Annotated in this window: 19 protein-coding genes and 1 riboswitch; of the genes, 7 read left to right on the forward strand and 12 right to left on the reverse strand. The window is 39.8% G+C overall.

The window, feature by feature from the left end; translation table 11 throughout:
* The first annotated feature begins 117 nt into the window (after window positions 1–117).
* The 3 genes from MST18_RS04345 (at window position 118) to MST18_RS04355 (ending at window position 2,809) form a co-directional block, all read left to right on the forward strand.
* Window positions 118–1,314: a cupin-like domain-containing protein gene (locus MST18_RS04345; protein WP_180132962.1), complete on the forward strand. Its 1,197-nt coding sequence runs from the start codon at window positions 118–120 to the stop codon at window positions 1,312–1,314.
* A 66-nt stretch (window positions 1,315–1,380) separates the two neighbouring features.
* Entirely contained in the window at window positions 1,381–2,193 is an 813-nt protein-coding gene (locus tag MST18_RS04350) for a DUF6502 family protein (RefSeq protein WP_180132961.1), read from the forward strand.
* Window positions 2,171–2,809, forward strand: coding sequence for a hypothetical protein (locus MST18_RS04355; protein ID WP_078192196.1), 639 nt, complete (start codon window positions 2,171–2,173; stop codon window positions 2,807–2,809). Before MST18_RS04350 ends, MST18_RS04355 begins: the two co-directional genes overlap by 23 nt.
* A gap of 64 nt (window positions 2,810–2,873) precedes the next feature.
* On the opposite strand, the gene MST18_RS04360 is transcribed toward MST18_RS04355, so the two are convergent.
* From MST18_RS04360 to rpoD, 6 genes are all read right to left on the reverse strand, one after another.
* Window positions 2,874–4,271: an APC family permease gene (locus MST18_RS04360; protein ID WP_111885298.1), complete on the reverse strand. Its 1,398-nt coding sequence runs from the start codon at window positions 4,269–4,271 to the stop codon at window positions 2,874–2,876.
* A gap of 265 nt (window positions 4,272–4,536) precedes the next feature.
* Window positions 4,537–5,721, reverse strand: coding sequence for an iron-containing alcohol dehydrogenase (locus tag MST18_RS04365; protein ID WP_111885299.1), 1,185 nt, complete (start codon window positions 5,719–5,721; stop codon window positions 4,537–4,539).
* 3 nt (window positions 5,722–5,724) lie between these two features.
* Window positions 5,725–6,258, reverse strand: coding sequence for a hypothetical protein (locus MST18_RS04370; protein ID WP_180011534.1), 534 nt, complete (start codon window positions 6,256–6,258; stop codon window positions 5,725–5,727).
* A 75-nt stretch (window positions 6,259–6,333) separates the two neighbouring features.
* Entirely contained in the window at window positions 6,334–6,993 is a 660-nt protein-coding gene (gene lipB / locus MST18_RS04375; RefSeq protein WP_180132960.1) for a lipoyl(octanoyl) transferase LipB, read from the reverse strand.
* A 158-nt stretch (window positions 6,994–7,151) separates the two neighbouring features.
* Entirely contained in the window at window positions 7,152–7,439 is a 288-nt protein-coding gene (locus MST18_RS04380) for a YbeD family protein (protein WP_180132973.1), read from the reverse strand.
* A 127-nt stretch (window positions 7,440–7,566) separates the two neighbouring features.
* Window positions 7,567–9,456, reverse strand: a complete 1,890-nt coding sequence (gene rpoD, locus MST18_RS04385; protein WP_078192191.1) for an RNA polymerase sigma factor RpoD — start codon at window positions 9,454–9,456, stop codon at window positions 7,567–7,569.
* A 399-nt stretch (window positions 9,457–9,855) separates the two neighbouring features.
* Between rpoD and MST18_RS04390 the strand changes: the two genes are divergently transcribed.
* Complete coding sequence (locus MST18_RS04390; RefSeq protein WP_078191373.1) at window positions 9,856–10,065, forward strand: PA3496 family putative envelope integrity protein; 210 nt, start codon at window positions 9,856–9,858, stop codon at window positions 10,063–10,065.
* A 67-nt stretch (window positions 10,066–10,132) separates the two neighbouring features.
* Window positions 10,133–10,657, forward strand: coding sequence for a YecA family protein (locus MST18_RS04395; RefSeq protein ID WP_078191372.1), 525 nt, complete (start codon window positions 10,133–10,135; stop codon window positions 10,655–10,657).
* Window positions 10,658–10,737: 80 nt separating this feature from the next.
* Here the strand turns inward: MST18_RS04395 and MST18_RS04400 are convergent, their stop codons facing one another.
* From MST18_RS04400 to MST18_RS04420, 5 genes are all read right to left on the reverse strand, one after another.
* Window positions 10,738–11,154, reverse strand: coding sequence for an ABZJ_00895 family protein (locus tag MST18_RS04400; protein WP_180132959.1), 417 nt, complete (start codon window positions 11,152–11,154; stop codon window positions 10,738–10,740).
* A 124-nt stretch (window positions 11,155–11,278) separates the two neighbouring features.
* Window positions 11,279–11,689, reverse strand: coding sequence for an ABZJ_00895 family protein (locus MST18_RS04405; RefSeq protein WP_111885304.1), 411 nt, complete (start codon window positions 11,687–11,689; stop codon window positions 11,279–11,281).
* Between the two features lie 21 nt (window positions 11,690–11,710).
* A complete protein-coding gene (locus tag MST18_RS04410; protein ID WP_180114815.1) occupies window positions 11,711–12,322 on the reverse strand; it encodes a DedA family protein in 612 nt (203 codons plus the stop codon).
* 363 nt (window positions 12,323–12,685) lie between these two features.
* On the reverse strand, window positions 12,686–12,982 hold the full coding sequence (locus tag MST18_RS04415; RefSeq protein WP_078192186.1) for a hypothetical protein: 297 nt from the start codon (window positions 12,980–12,982) through the stop codon (window positions 12,686–12,688).
* 194 nt (window positions 12,983–13,176) lie between these two features.
* Entirely contained in the window at window positions 13,177–14,109 is a 933-nt protein-coding gene (locus MST18_RS04420) for a rhodanese-related sulfurtransferase (protein WP_180093757.1), read from the reverse strand.
* Between the two features lie 188 nt (window positions 14,110–14,297).
* On the opposite strand from MST18_RS04420, the gene MST18_RS04425 reads away from it, so the two are divergent.
* Window positions 14,298–14,786, forward strand: a complete 489-nt coding sequence (locus MST18_RS04425) for a DUF1289 domain-containing protein (RefSeq protein ID WP_180132958.1) — start codon at window positions 14,298–14,300, stop codon at window positions 14,784–14,786.
* Window positions 14,787–14,849: 63 nt separating this feature from the next.
* On the forward strand, window positions 14,850–15,461 hold the full coding sequence (locus MST18_RS04430; RefSeq protein ID WP_180093755.1) for a LysE family translocator: 612 nt from the start codon (window positions 14,850–14,852) through the stop codon (window positions 15,459–15,461).
* A gap of 88 nt (window positions 15,462–15,549) precedes the next feature.
* On the opposite strand, the gene ribB is transcribed toward MST18_RS04430, so the two are convergent.
* A complete protein-coding gene (gene ribB, locus MST18_RS04435; RefSeq protein ID WP_078191365.1) occupies window positions 15,550–16,209 on the reverse strand; it encodes a 3,4-dihydroxy-2-butanone-4-phosphate synthase in 660 nt (219 codons plus the stop codon).
* A 103-nt stretch (window positions 16,210–16,312) separates the two neighbouring features.
* Window positions 16,313–16,466: riboswitch (FMN riboswitch) on the reverse strand.
* Between the last annotated feature and the right edge of the window lie 154 nt (window positions 16,467–16,620).

Consider the following 16,620-nt stretch of genomic DNA (forward strand, 5'->3'; position numbering starts at 1 on the left):
TGATATCTGACGGATTCATAACATTCGCGGTGTTTAAATAATTATAAAATGCGAAAATTTAGCATTTTTAAAATAGATCATTTATACTTCACTTGTAAAGAGGGTGGAGTGGTGAAGATGAATGTAGAAAGCCAGAGTGAACATCTAAAGCAAAGTAAAAATTGGTATCAATCCTTACCGACGGAATGGCAAAATTGGTTGAATGAAAATATTGAAAATGGTTGCGATGTACAGAAAATAAGTCTAATTTTACAATCACATGGATTAAGCCCAAGGGCGGATCAATACTTATTTTCTGATGTAGACCAACTTTCAGAACAGCTGCAAAATGAACTTTTGGAATACAGTCTTGAGGGCTTAGAGACAGATGAAATTTTAGAAAAAATTAAGCAAAAAAATATTTCAAATCATTTGATCATTCAGTTTTTAAAGCGTGTAAACAATAACGTAATTTTTAAAAAACTGAAGCAAGTACAGCAACAGCAGAATAAACAGCGTTGGCTATTACAGGTGATGGGTCAATTGAATCAATTGAACGACCATATTCCATCCACAATCGATTGCATAGAAACACCTGATTTTGAAACATTTATAGAGCGGTATTATAGCCAGCTGCGACCGGTCATTTTAAAAGGTGGGATACAACATTGGCCTGCACTGCATAAATGGAGTCCTGAATATTTTGCACAGCATTTTGAAAATGAGTTGGTTGAAGTCCAGATGCATCGTGAGCAGTATCAAGATTTTGAAAAAAAATCGGTACAGCTGAAACGCATTATTTTGATGCAAGATTTTGTCGCACAAATTAAAGCCTCTAAGCGTAGCAATGACATTTATTTAACTGCGAATAACGCCGCTCAAAATAAGCAGTTCATGCAAAAGATAAGTAAAGATCTAGGTGACTTCGCCAAAGGTTATTGTCAAAAAGAGATCAAAGATCGACATTTTTTATGGTTTGGCCCTGCAGGCACATTTACGCCGCTGCATTATGACTTAACCAATAACATGTTGGCACAAATCTATGGACGCAAGAAAGTGACTTTGATTCCTGCATGGCAAATGCCGTATATGTATAACGATCAGTGGGTATTTAGTGAAGTTACAGATTTAAAAAAGGCTAATTTTTCTCAATATCCATCGTTGAAAAAGGTCAGACCTATTGAGTGTACATTGAATCCAGGAGAAACCTTATTTATCCCAATTGGCTGGTGGCATAGCGTTGAAAGTTTGGATATATCGATCAGCGTGTCGTTTACGCACTTTAATGTAAAGAATGATTTTTTTACTGAATACCCTCAAGATCTCATCAGATAAAAATTGTGTAGTAGAAAGAATAATGCGAAAATTTCACTTATGCAGTCTAATTTTCATGGCAATTTAATGAGCAAACTTCTCACCAATGAGGCAGATCAAAATTTACAGCAAGTATTGGTGCTGATGAATGAGCTGAGTCGATGGCTGATTCGCTCAGGTGTGGGATATACCGAGTTTACTGCTGCATTGAAACCGGTTTTTTTCCAACAAGCTGTACAAGAGTTGGAGCGTATCGATCAAAAACCCACGATTTCTGCGATCAGTTTACTTTCAGGCCTACACCGTAAAGACGTGACAGCTTATAAAGAAGTGATTTCTGAAGGTAAGGATTTGACCGAAGCGACTGTTTCAGAGCCGATTAGTGTGCCATCACGTGTGATTGGTTTATGGTTAGCAGAAGGTTGGGGGGATTCTTTACCATTTAGCAGTGAGTCAGAAAATAGCTTTGAAATGCTGGTGAAAAGAATTTCAACAGAACGTCATCCGCGTTCAGTACTCAACGAGCTTATAAGGCTTGAAATTGCGACAGAAAAAGATGGGCAGGTATATTTACAACAGCGTCGTTTTATTCCAGATCCTTCACAATTAGAAGCACGCAAAATTTTAACGCGAAACGTTCAAGCGCATTTAGAAGCAGGTTTGCATAATTTATTGAATCCTGATGAAATGCCATACTTAGAACAAGCCATTTGTGCTGACGAATTAACAGAAGACTCGATTAATAAATTACATGAAATGAGTTTAGAGCTTTGGCAAAAATACTCACTACAACTTTTAAAACTTGCCGCGGAGCGTTGCGAAATGGATGAGGGAAATCCTGAAGCAAATCGTGTATTTCGCTTTGGAGTTTATCAACATGATACGAAAATTAAACTTTAAGACTTTAACCCTTTGTGGCTTGATCAGCGTTTTAGCGGGTTGTGACATAGAGTTTTTTCGAAGTGGTGGGGTTACAATTGAAGGTACAGGTGATCCAATCATTGATATCGGTCATGCAGGGGATGGCCGCGGAACAATTATCTTGGGGACACGATATTTAGAGTTTTCAGCTTCCGTGCAGGATTCTTGTTATGGCGTGGAACGTAAATTAGCCTTCCTCAATCCATTTGATCGTCAGTCGATTGACACAAAAACGTATGTAGAAATACCTGCTGCCCAAGCGGATCTTAATTCGCAAAATGTTCAATTGATCTTAAAAAATACCAATAGCGTACCAGTCACCATTCATTTGCAATGTGATATGCCATTAACCATGCAATTATTCGAGCAGGTTAGACCATATTTTCCAAAACAAGTATGTGATACACCTATAGATATCAAACTCTATCCACAACAACAGCATATATTTGAAGCAGCTGTAAATTTAGAGACTGTTGAAGATGGTATATGGTCACACGGTGATGGAGCATCGGTTGAATTAAAAGGCAATACACCAGACAAGTGTGAAGAAATTTCAATTCAATTTCAGCAATCTAGAAAAGCCATACAACCTTAATTGGTATATTTAGAATAACAAAAAAGGCGCTTTAAGCGCCTTTTTTGTTTAGAGATAAACTTGATTAGAATTTATCATCAAATTCGTTATGTTGCGGTGCAGGGTGTTTAAAACCTTTAGTTTTATAACCAAGGTATAAAATACCGAACATTGCCCACCACAAACCATATTTCAATGCAGTTTCTTCAATTTCTAACCACATCGCAAAGATACTGATAAAGCCAAGCATTGGAATAACCACGAAGCTAAAAATATCTTTGGCTGTTTTTGTGCGGCCATCACGAAGTGCATAACGTGAAATCACAGATAAGTTCACGAAAGTAAAGGCTGTCAATGCACCAAAACTAATCATCGAAATGACAATATCAAGATTCATAAAGCCCGCAGTTAATGCAACCGCACCTACGATCATGATGTTGTACGATGGTGTGAAGTTTTTCGGACTAATATGACCAAAAATCTTTTTGTTAATGACGCCATCACGACCCATTACATACATCAGACGTGATACGCCAGCATGTGCAGAAATACCTGATGCCATTACTGTCACAATCGCAAAAGTTAACACATAGGATTGGAACAGTGAGCCGCCGACGAGCAAGAGTATCTCTGGCTGTGTTTCAGCAATATTCTTGAAATAGTTACCCGGCTCAGCAGGGAAGAACAGCTGCATGAAGTAGGTACTAATAATGAAGATAATCCCTGCGATTAAAGCAGTTAAGAAAATCGCTTTCGGCAGTGTTTTCTCAGTATCTTTGGTTTCTTCTGCCAATGAACTTAATGAGTCAAAACCAGTGAACGAGAAGCACAGTAATGTTGCACCTGTAATCAGCGCACCCACAGACGTCAGCTCATTCCAAAATGGCTCAAGGCTCCATAATTGATAGCGTTCTGCCGCAGAAATCGGCCCATCAGCATTGAAGCCCATTTGAAGCTTGCTGTAGACCATCCACGTGAAAATACCAATTACTAATAACTGCACAAGTACAATCAGGCTGTTGAAGTTAGCAACAAAACGCGCGCCGCGTAAGTTAATTCCAGTCATGAATGCCGTTAGCACAATGACCCATACCCAGTGGTTTACTGTTGGAAATAGTGCTTCAAGGTAAATCACTGCAAGAATAATATTCACCATTGGAGATAATAGGTAGTCTAACCAAGAAGACCAACCCACCATGAAACCTACGTTCGGGTGAATAGATTTTTGGGCATAGGTATACGCAGAACCCGAAGAAGGGTAGCGACGGATCATATGACCATAACTAATCGAGGTAAACAGAATTGCAATAAGGGCAATAATGTAAGAAGTCGGCACGTGTCTATGACTTTCTTCAGATACTAAACCAAAAGTATCAAATAGAGTCATTGGTTGGATGTAAGCCAAACCAATAATAATAATGTGCCAGAGTCCAAGCGTTTTTTGCAGTTTAGCTGCCGATTGAGTCCCAGAGATATTTGTCAACGGCGTTATCCTCTTATCGTTGATCAAGGATCAGTCATATTCTAAGGATCGTTTGAGACGAACGATCCCCCCTACGTTTTAAAACAAAAGTGCGCCAATCTACTCCAAATTGGTACATTTTGTCAGTAACTTTGAAATTATTTTTAGCAGAAATTATGCCAGTTTGATTAAAAAATAACTGATATTGCGTTCCGCAAGTGAAAAGCCCGATGTTTAAAAAAACATCAGGCTTAATTTTTCGCTATATTCGCTTATTTTTCAGCAATTACCAAGCTTTTTTTAGAATAGTTTTGAGGTCTTCTAAGCTGGCTTCTTTAGGATTATAAATAATAGATCCATCATTCAGTGCTTTCTCTGCCACTTCATCTAATTGAGCTTCAGTCACTTTACCTGTTTCACTCAAAGTACGTGGTAATTTGGTCAAACTAAACAAGCGGTCACGCATGGCTAAAAGCGTTGAAATGGCTTTTTCAGCGCGGAGGTTGGCCGGTGTTTGTGCATAAATATCAGGACCAGCCAGTGGTAATAGCAATTCAGCAATCTTATCGCCATTCACTTCTTTGTTGTATTCCAACACATACGGCAAGAATAAATTCATGCATAATCCATGGGGCAGGTGAGCAACAGCACCTAAAGCATGACCCAATGAGTGGACTAATCCAACCATCGAATTCGAAAATGCAATTCCTGCCATTGTAGACGCTTGTGCAAGTTCTAAGCGCCCATGTGCATCGCTGGTATTATCTAATACACCAAATAAGCTATTGCTAATTTTCTTGATTGCGGCAGTTGCATAGGCATCTGAAATCGGGTTCGCCGCCATGCACGTATAGGCTTCAATGGCATGCGTCATCGCATCCATCGCTGTCATTGCTGTAAGATGGGGTGGCAAAGTTTGCGTCATGCGTGGGTCAAGAATTGCTGCATGTGGCATCAAATAATTCGATGCAAAAGCCATTTTGACATTCTTTTCAGGGTCAGAAACCACAGCGACCATGGTCACTTCTGAACCTGTACCCGAGGTTGTTGGAATAACAAAAAATGGTTTTAAAGGTTTTGGTAAGTTGTGCGCACCTGAGTATTTCAGTAAGTCATCACCACCTTCAGATACCAAGATGTTGGTTGCTTTAGAGGTATCAATCACTGAACCGCCACCGACGGCAATAATGGCATCACATTGGTTGTCGCGGTAAAGTTGAGCCGCTTTACGTACGGTTTCTAGACTTGAGTCTGGCGGAACATCATCAAAAATATAGCCAATCACCGTCTCAGTACTTTCAAATGCCGCTTCAATCGGTGCAAGTAATTGATTACTGCGAACGCCTTTGTCAGTAATGATCATGGGGCGTTTAGCACCCAAAGTAGACAGTTCGAATGGAATGTGTTCTAAAGCAGCATGGCCAGCAATCACTTTTACAGGACAGAAAAATTCGTAATATGGTTTAGCCATGTGTTATGCGCTCCGTTTTAAATAAGACTGGGCTACTTTTAAATAAATATTTGCAGCACCGCTCAGTTTTTCTTTTAGGCTTAAATGTGTTGGATATTCTTTGACAGCCAATTCAGCCACCAATTTAGGTAAAATTAACGCTTCCATTTTGTTGAGACAACGCACCAGTCGGATGGCATAAGACAAATCACCATCGGCGATCATGCGGTCATTGGCAAAGGCTTGTGCGGTACTTTCTTGAAATGAGAAGACCAAAAAGGCATGATTCAAATGCTTAAACGTAATGGTTAAGTCAGGCTTTTGAGTGCCGGGTGTGAGGAGTTTGAGTTGATGGTCTTCCGTGACTTGCGCGACAAATGCAGCACCATTAGGAAAAACATTCATAGATAAAATAAAATTAACTGGAAATTTAGCAACTTCTTGTTTAATTTCTTCATCGACCTGGCTCGCCATGACCAGACCTCTGCCAATCACATCCATCATGAGTTTGACATAGGCCTGCTGGAGCGCGGGTTTAACGGATTTAGTTGCAATCACGTGTACATCCCTTATCTATAATTATTAATTTAGAGCTTTTACTCTAAATTATTTTATTTGAGAAAGCAAAGTCTTTTATAGTTGTTTGACTGTTACGTCTTTAAAGTAACCACTGTTTTTCAAAGTATCAATGATATCGACGCATAAGTTTTCAAATTTAGGGTAATCTTGCACCAAATCTTGTATACGAACCATTTCTAATCCAGCATAGCCACATGGATTAATGGTATGAAAACCAAATAGATCACAATCGATATTCAGTGCCAAACCGTGATAACTGCGGCCTTTACGAATTTTAAAACCGAGAGAACCAATTTTGCGTTCTGCAACATAAACACCGGGTGCATCAGGCTTGGCATAAGCGTCGATGCCGTACTTTTTCAGCAGTTCGATCATCAAGTTTTCTGCATAGGAAACCAGCGTACGCACGTTCCAACCTAAGCGATTTAAGTCAAACATGAAATAAGCGACCAACTGACCCGGTCCATGCCAAGTGACTTGTCCACCACGGTCTGTTTGTACCACAGGGATGTTACTTTGCACCAAAATATGTTCAGGTTTGCCAGCTTGCCCCTGAGTTAATACATCGGGATGTTGCAATATCCACAGCTCATCGGGTGAGTATTCATTTCGCTGTTCAGAGAGAGTTTTCATCTCTAAAAAGCGGTCTGCATAAGGGGTAAGGTGGTTATATTGACGAATGATTAATTCGGGTTTTTGAACAGTTTCAGTCACGTATTTCGTGTCCTTTTCTATCAAAGTCATGTATGGATTATAATGAATTAGACGTACAAAAGGGGGGTTAAATACTGAATTACTTGAGGGTATTACTATTATACTTAGACATAAAAAAACACGCCCTAAAGCGTGCTTTTTTATTTAAATCAACAGAATTACAGCGCGGTACGAATGTGTTTACAAGCTGCTAAATCCGCATAGACCGCATGTACTTGTTCTAACTCTTCGAAACGTAATTGAGCAGTAATTGACTGATATTTACCTGTACGAGATGGAGTCACAGTCATTTTACTGCCATCAAAATCAGGAAAATGTTTAACAAAAATTTCATTCACTGCTAGGCGAAGTTCTTCACCTGCATTACCAATCAATTTAATTGGGTAGTCCATAGGGAAGACCCAAAGATGCTCTTGCAATTCACGTGAAGGAGCGCGATTAGTCATATCAGTCATGGGACACCTCATTAGAAAAAATACCTGCAATGAGCAGGTATTTTGTATTGTTTTGCTACATGCTCATATTATGGGGGAGAACCCCCCATATTCAAGCCTGCATTATCCTATAGATAGATTAGTCATTCTCAAGGAAAGAACGTAAGTGTTCAGAACGAGAAGGATGACGTAATTTACGCAATGCTTTCGCTTCAATCTGACGAATACGTTCACGTGTTACGTCAAACTGTTTACCCACTTCTTCCAAGGTATGGTCGGTTGGCATATCGATACCGAAACGCATTTTCAAGACTTTCGCTTCACGTTCAGTCAAGTTTTCAAGAACTTCACGTGTTGCTTCTTTTAAGCCTTCTGACGTTGCAGCGTCAATAGGAGAGGTGATATTACCGTCTTCAATGAAGTCACCAAGATGCGAATCTTCATCATCACCAATTGGTGTTTCCATTGAAATTGGTTCTTTCGCGATTTTAAGCACTTTACGAACTTTCACTTCGTCCATTTCTAGACGTTCACCTAATTCTTCTGGTGTAGGTTCACGACCCATTTCTTGAAGAAGTTGGCGAGATACACGGTTGATCTTGTTAATGGTTTCGATCATGTGTACTGGAATACGAATAGTACGTGCTTGGTCGGCAATAGAACGCGTAATCGCCTGACGAATCCACCAAGTTGCATAAGTAGAGAACTTATAACCACGACGATATTCGAATTTATCCACCGCTTTCATCAAGCCGATGTTACCTTCTTGGATCAAGTCGAGGAATTGCAAACCACGGTTGGTGTATTTTTTCGCAATCGAAATTACCAAACGTAAGTTCGCTTCAACCATTTCCTTTTTCGCACGGCGAGCTTTCGCTTCACCAATCGACATACGTTTAGAAATGTCTTTGATGCCTTTAACATCTAAACCAAGTTCTTTCTCGATGTCAGCGATTTTTTGTTGGAATGCCAGAACGTCAGGGCGGACTTTTTCAAGATAGCCTTTCATTTCTGCAGGTGCTTTAGCAATTTGTTCATCTAACCAAGCAAAGTTAGATTCTTGGCCTGGGAATGACGTACGGAATTGAGTACGGTCCATACGACCACGACGTACTGCATAGCGCATAACTTCACGTTCAGAAGTACGGATTTGGTCATGGGTATTACGAATCAAATCAGAGATGATGTCGAATAAACGTGGTGTGAATTTGAACATCATGAACACAGTTGCAAGTGCTTCAAGTGCAGCAGCAGCTTCTTTACTGTTACGACCATGTTTTTCAATTGCGGCTTTAGTGACTAACCATGCTTGTTCAAGCTCGGTGAAACGTGCTTTAGCAATTTCAGGATCTGGACCAGATTCGCCTTCAGAATCATCATCACCTTCAGACTCTTCTTCTTCATCGTCATCATCAAGTTTGACATCTTTAGTTGGCTTGTTGGTTGACGCTTCATCTTCATCGATCTCAGAATCATCTTCATCGATCACTTCTGGGATGGCTTCGTCAGATTCTGGATCTAAATAACCAGAAAGAATATCAGCTAAACGGCGTTCACCCGCTTCATAATCTTTATATTCTTGCAATACAACTTCGACTGCATTTGGCCAATAAGCAATAGAATGTAAAACGTCACGAATACCTTCTTCGATGCGTTTTGCAATGCTAATTTCGCCTTCACGTGTCAAAAGCTCAACTGTACCCATTTCGCGCATATACATACGCACAGGGTCAGTGGTACGACCGGGTTCATTTTCAACAGATGCAAGTACAGCAGCGGCTTCTTCTTCAGCAACTTCGTCAGTCGCTTCGCTGCCACCTTCAAACATTGTATCGTCAGTTTCTGGTGCACGATCATGTACCGGAATACCCACGTCATTCAACATCTGAATGATGTCTTCAATCTGTTCACTTTCAGTGATTGAGTCCGGGAGATGATCGTTAACCTCGGCGAAAGTTAGGTAACCTTGCTCTTTGCCTCGGCTAATCAGAGCCGCTACTTGAGAAGTAGGGGAAGTCATATCGCTCATCTTTGCTTACTCTTCGTTGAATCTGTGGCAGTAAAAAACCGTGCATTTTAGCACGATCGTCTCATTAAATCTTGTTAATAGCTGGCTTATCCCATTAGGACGGTACAGCATCAAGCTGTCCAATGAGATATTAAAAATTTAAATTCAGTAATTTAGGTGGGGCTGAAATTGTTGTTTTCAAGTTCATCCCATGCATCGATTATTTTACGAGTCATTTTTGACTGTCATAAAAATGAAGGACGCAGGGTGGATTATATCATGCCACAGGTTTTGGTAAGAAAAAAAGACCTATTTTTAAAGTTTAGTTGTTAAAAAAACAAATAAAACTTGACAATATTTTATATCCCATATAAATAGCGGCTAGACCCCTTCAATTTTTTTCATTATGAGGTAGTTTTGGTGTCTTCTACAGATTTTGAACTAGATGATAACTACGGTGATGATGATGTGAATTTCGATGAGGCCAGTGCAAAAACTAGCGCGAAAGAATCGTTAGAAAAGCGCCGACTTATTGATGACCTTCTGGCTCAGCGCCGTCTTGAACGTGAGCTTAAAGATTTTGATTACGACATCGACGATGACGATGATTTTGATGACGAAGAAGACTAAATAGCGATTTAGCATAGCGCTTGAAAATGCTATGCTTACGCATTAAGTTTCTAACTCTGGATTTGAAATGAGTGCTTTAGATTTAGACCTTTTGAGTGACTATCTAGACGGCGATGACAACGAGCATGGTTTAGATTTTGCAGCGACTCATGGTTTTTTATGTGCAATTGCAGTAGGCCCAGCTTTTGATAAATGGCTAGACGAACTTTTTGATAACAATCAGAAAAAAGTACCTGCTGAAATTATTGCACAAGTAAAAGCATGGCTCGAATCGATTCGTCAGAATCTTGCCAATGAAGATGGTATTGAATTTCCATTTGAAATTGAAGAAGCCGATGTTGAATCAAGTCTTGGTGACTGGAGTGTTGGCTTCGTTGATGCCATGTTCCTAAACGAAGATGCATGGTTCACCGACGAGTTTGAAGAACAATTAGTAGATTTAACTTTGCCAATCATGGTGTTCAGTGGCATTGATGAAGAAGATCCACAAATGGAATCTTTCCGTCGTAATGGTCAGTTGATGGATGAACTTGCAGAAGAAATCCCAACCAATTTGAACGAATTATATTTGATGTATCACACACCAAATTAATTTCGACGAAATTTAAAAAAAGCACCTTGGGGTGCTTTTTTTAGCGCTATACCTTTTCAATTCAAAGTTAGTCTAAAGGCTTAACTACGTTTGGCTTTTAAGAAGCTCTTTGCCATCCATCCAAAAGATAAAGCCAACATGAGATAATGGATGAATAAGGTAAAGCTGATAGCAAGCAGCCAGACCCAAGCGGGTAATTGCGTTAGCGCCATTTGAATAAAGGCTTGGGTTTCAGGGAAGATCAAGAGACAAATGACTGTAGCAACGACACTGATGAGAACCGAAGCTAAAATACAGCTCCAAATCAAAGTTCGCTTTTCTAACTTATTTGGCACTCGCTGATGGTCTTTAACAAAGCTAGATGCTGCAGCAAGACCGCCCACGATGAGACAGGTAATAGATGAACCACCGGGTAAATCAAAGAAAGATTCAATGGCTGCTACAGCAATCATGGCGAGGGCATAAGCAATGCTAAATGTGATGATGTATTTTTTCATTATTTAATGTTCATGTTTTCATTATATAAAGTGCGAGTATAACTTACCCGAAGTGTCTTTACTGAATTTTAACTTTCATTGAAGCGGTAATGTTTTAAATTTTAACGCAATACATTGAACAAACTTATAATTTTTTAGCGCAATAGTCTGCATACCAACCATAGGCAATATGAAATATTGTGCCATGAATGGCGACCAAACAAAGCATAACCACAGCAGTTAGCCCGATGCCTGCATGATCTACAGACTTCATAATGCTTTCGGCATTGGGATTCATTAGCACCAAGAACAGCACAAAAAAGCTACCAATGATGATTGCAACGGCACTGGAGCCCCAAACCAGTTGAATCTTTTCATGGTTGCTAGGCACGCGTTGTTCTTTCTTTACAAAATGCCCAACGCTGATTAATGCACATGCCACCAATGTAGGAATTAATGTAATACCACCTAGATTTAATCCAAAAATTAATACGGTAATCAAAAGCACCAAGGCGATGCTATAAACAGCAGCAAAGTGTAGGAGATAGTGTTTCATTTAAGCCCCAAAAACAAAAAATTAACGAGGTCGACGTTGATGTCGACGGTACAAAATCCAAGCAATAATGATGACTGTGATCAGAATAATCAGATGGCCAACTTTACTAAATATTTGCTGCATTAACTGCTGATTTTCACCTAAATAAAAACCCATACAAGCTAAAAAAGTGGTCCAAATAATCGTACCTAAACCACTATAAAACATAAACTTCCAAAATGGCATGCGGCTCATTCCAGCAGGAATACTAATAAGAGAACGCACAGCTGGAATCATCCGGCCGAAAAATACAATGCGGTGACCGTATTGCTCAAACCATGCTAGAGATTTTTTTACATCTGCCGATTTGATAAATAAATACTTTCCATAGCGATCGACGAAGTGAAAGATGGATTCATGCTTAAATTTATAACCAATCCAATATAGCAATGCAGCCGCCAGTAAAGAGCCGACACAACCTGAAATAATGACACCAATGAGCAGTAGTTGACCTTGGGAGGCAGAATAGCCAGCCGAGGGCATAATGATTTCTGAGGGGATTGGGGGGAAGACATTGTCAAGGAACATGAGCAGGGCAATACCGACATAACCCAATTGTTCCATGATTGAAATGATCCATTCAGTTAAAGTCATGGTAGCCAAGGCAGAGAAAAGGTGTATTTATCCTATGTTGAAAAGCGCAGTGGGTAAAGTTCCGTTTTAAATATTCCTGAAACCACCTAAGCAAAAACAACAAATATTGAGTTCATCTTGTATTAAGTAGCATGTAGGCTGAATGAGAAGGAAAAGTATGAATACGTGATGGCCTTAAGATATGCTGAATGATATAAGGCTGAATAATTGAAAGGCTTGGATCATAGTTTTTAAAGTACTGAGTGTACGCTGTTCAGTTTGGATTTTATTTAGATTTCGGAGCTTTAGCAGCTTTAAAAATCGTTTTATATACTGAACAGCGTAGGACTAGGTTGCAATAAGTGACGTTGTAAGGTGCGTAAATTAATCATCATGTTCCATATTTAACAGTGTGTGAATATAGACTTGGCGTAAGCTTAGAGATAAAGCAAATGGAATCACACACAGTCCAAGAATGTTGAGCATAGTGGGTTGTAAGTGCAATGTATAAGCAATAAATAAGGCAAAAATTGCACCAATGCATGTAGCAATACTGACTATCAAAATATGCGACTGTTGGTTAAGGAGGTGTTTTAATTCTCCTACACTTTCTTTTACACGGGGAGCGGGTAAAGCAAGGCGCCTTGAGGTTGCAATTGGAGAGTTGATTAATTTTGGCATAATGCTTTCCTTTTCAATTATCTATAATGATTTTCTCGGATCAATTGATCAGAATAAGCATAAATGCGCGAACTGATTCTCGTAAATAACCAGATATAGTTATTTTGTCAAAAAAATTAAGTCACTGTTGAGAATGCGTAAAAAAAGCCCTAAAAATAGGGCTTTTATTTATATATCGTTACAACAAATTTTCCTTAGAGACGCTTACGTTTTGCTGCCACAATTTGTGATTGACGCATACGGAAGCCTGCTTTTTGCTGTTCAGTAGTTTTGTCGATACAGTATTTGCATGATACGCCGTGTTCGTAGCTCGGAAGTTCAACTTCAGCAGGAGCCAGTGGCCAACCGCATGCGTGACATTTGATATTTTCGCCTTCTTCCATACCGTGAGTGACAGCAGTACGACCGTCAAATACGAAACATTCACCTTCCCACATGCTTTCTTCAACAGGGGTTTCTTCTAAATATTTTAAGATACCGCCTTTAAGATGATAAACCTCATTAAAGCCTTCTTGAAGTAAAAGTGAGGTTGATTTTTCACAGCGAATACCGCCTGTACAGAACATGGCAATTTTCTTATCTTTATGCTGCTCAAGCTCTTTTTTCACGTATTCAGGGAATTCACGGAAAGTCTCAGTTTTCGGGTCAATCGCACCCTTAAATGTACCTGCTTTGTATTCATAGTCGTTACGTGTATCAATTAGGATTACGTCATCACGTGCAATTAGTTCATTCCATTCTTTAGGATCAAGATAGTGACCGACTAAATCACGTGGTTTCACTTCCACACCTAAAGTCACGATTTCTTTTTTCAGTTTGATCTTCATTTTACGGAATGGTTTATCCGTACTATGCGATTCTTTGTATTCCATCGCATTAAAGCCTTCATTGAGAAGGAATTGATGGATGATATCTACAGATTTACGGTCACCGGCAACAGTACCGTTAATACCTTCACCTGCCACAATTAGAGTACCGCAAAGGTTGATGGTTTTTACCAAGTCTAAAAGACGTTGTTGAAGATCGGCAGGATCTTGAACTTCTTTGAATTGATAAAGTGCGGCAACAACCCAACCAGAGGTCGCTTGCTGTTCTACAGGTGCAAGCTGTTCTACAGTAGCGTTCATGGAGTACTCCAAATGAATAAACAGGATAAAAATTAAGGCGCACATTCTACCGTGATTTGGATGAATAAGCGAGTAAAGCGATGGCTTTTAACCACACATTTGATCATAGCTTCATTTCAGTAGTTTTAGCGTGTATAGTCATGCCGAGTTGTTTTTATCCCATAAATATTGATTGAATGGAGCCGGTTTTGAGTACTGATCATCGAATTGCCTCGTTAACCCCATGTGCAGGGCGTTGTTCTACGGTATTTGGTGATTCAGTCTGTCGTGGTTGCCGCCGCTTTAACCATGAAGTCATAAAATGGAATACCTATACAGCAGAGCAACACACGGCCATTTGGTGTCGTTTAGATGCACAATTAGATCAAATTTTAATACCGATGTTGCCGCAAGCAGATATCATCCATGTCGAAGGCTTTGTCTTGTCTAAGCGAGTTCGCTTACGTCCAGATGCAAGCAAAGGCCGTAAACTGTATCACGCACTCAAGCTCTGCGAAAAAAACCGTCATTTCACAGATGAAAGTGGACTCGGGATACATTACAAACAGGTGCGACCGTTGTGGGATGAATTTGAGCGTCGTGTTTTAGCACTCGCCACAGCCAGCTATGATTTGGCATTTTTAAGAGCAGATGCCATTCGCTTGCATTTATTGCAAAACATGGATGAAGAGGACTAAGTCCTCTTTTTTTATTTATGAAATTTATCGTGATGTAAAAAAAATAAGTGAAGGAATCTCAGCGTGAATTATTCGGAGTACTTTTTATATTGTGTGGCAGTCATCGTAATGATTGCAACACCTGGACCTGTCATGCTGTTGGTCGCAAGTTCAGGTTTACAAGGCGGATATAAAAAGGCATTTCAAACCATTGTCGGGACAAATTTTGCGTCACTGATTTTGATTGTGCTGTCAGTGTGTATTTTAAAAGGCATTTTAAATGTTAATGCGCATTGGCTCGATGGCATCAAAATACTGGGTTGTTTATATATTGCTTATATTGGATTTGATATTTTAAAAGAAGTAACTATACAGCCTACTGCACAATCTCTGCGGTTAAAAGCAGCACAAGGGGGTTTTAAGCAAGGACTAATTGTAGGGATTTCAAATCCTAAGGATATTATTTTCTTCGCGTCATTTTTTCCGCAGTTTGTAGGAATTACCCCTTATCTTAATCTGAGTTTAATTGTGTTGACCCTGAGTTGGATTGTTTTAGATTTCGCGACCTTGTCTTTGGTGTATTTGTCTTTTCATCGATTGTCGAAATCACGCTGGTATAAAAAATTGTTGGCATTGTGTGGGCTGATTTTAGTGGTGGTTGCCATCTATGGCATCTATAGCACATTCACGGCTTAATTCTTAACTTGAAACGTCTATTAAAAAAATAAAAAGGCTGATTCAATCAGCCTTTTTTATGAACGTGTAGAGCTTTAATTAATTCGCACTAGAGATTGTGCTGTAAACGATATTGCACAATCTCTTCAATGGTGAGTACAGTCAAATGATGGGTTTGTGCATACGCTAAAACTTGTACGCCATTGGCCATTGTGCCGTCTGGGTTGGTTAATTCACACAAAACACCTGCAGGTTTTAAACCGGCCAGACGTGCCAAATCAATGGTGCCTTCAGTATGTCCGCGACGGGTCAATACGCCGCCTTCACGCGCACGTAAAGGAAAAACATGACCCGGACGGTTTAAGTCACTAGCAACAGCACCATCTTTAATTGCGGCTTTGACTGTAGTTGTTCGGTCTTTTGCTGAAACGCCAGTAGTAACACCTTCCGCAGCTTCAATGGTTACGGTAAAGGCAGTTTTAAAATGGCTAGAGTTATCAGACACCATGGGTGGAAGTTCTAAATGATTGGCTTGAGCATCGGTTAAACACAGGCAGACAATTCCTGAACCGTCACGAATCATACGTGCCATGGTTTCTACAGTGAGTGTTTCTGCAGCAACAATCAGGTCGGCTTCATTTTCACGGTCAAAATCGTCCATGACTAAAACAGGCTTGCCTTGACGAATGTCTTCTAAGGCTTGCAGCATGCGCTGTTCTGCAGGTGGAAGGGCAGAAAAGAAAATTTCGGGTTGAATTAAACTAGACATTGAAACGCTCGCGTAAATTTTAGATACGGTTGAACATTTCAGGACATGTGAAATAGTGGCGTTACGATATATATTGAAAATGATCAATGATATAGAGATGTGACGTCGTCTTCTTTCATCCGGACTATACCGTCGGCTCAGGTATTGCACCTGATCTGCGAATCGCGTTTAAACGATTGGCTCGTGGGCTTTTTGCAGGGCTTTCAACCCAACAAATTTACCACCGGTGGGGAATTTCACCCCGCCCTGAAGCGATGTGTCTTTAGTATAGACCTGTTTGAGTGATGATGGGGGGATTATTGCTTAGAATCATTTGCAAAATTTTAGATAAGTAAAGTTATAAGATTGGATTTGTAAGCATTTATATAAAGTGTGTCAAAGCATGCTATCGTGCCGATAAATCAACCATGA

The organism is Acinetobacter sp. YH12068_T (genome assembly GCF_024606005.1).
In the GTDB taxonomy this organism is placed as follows: Bacteria; Pseudomonadota; Gammaproteobacteria; order Pseudomonadales; family Moraxellaceae; genus Acinetobacter; species Acinetobacter amyesii.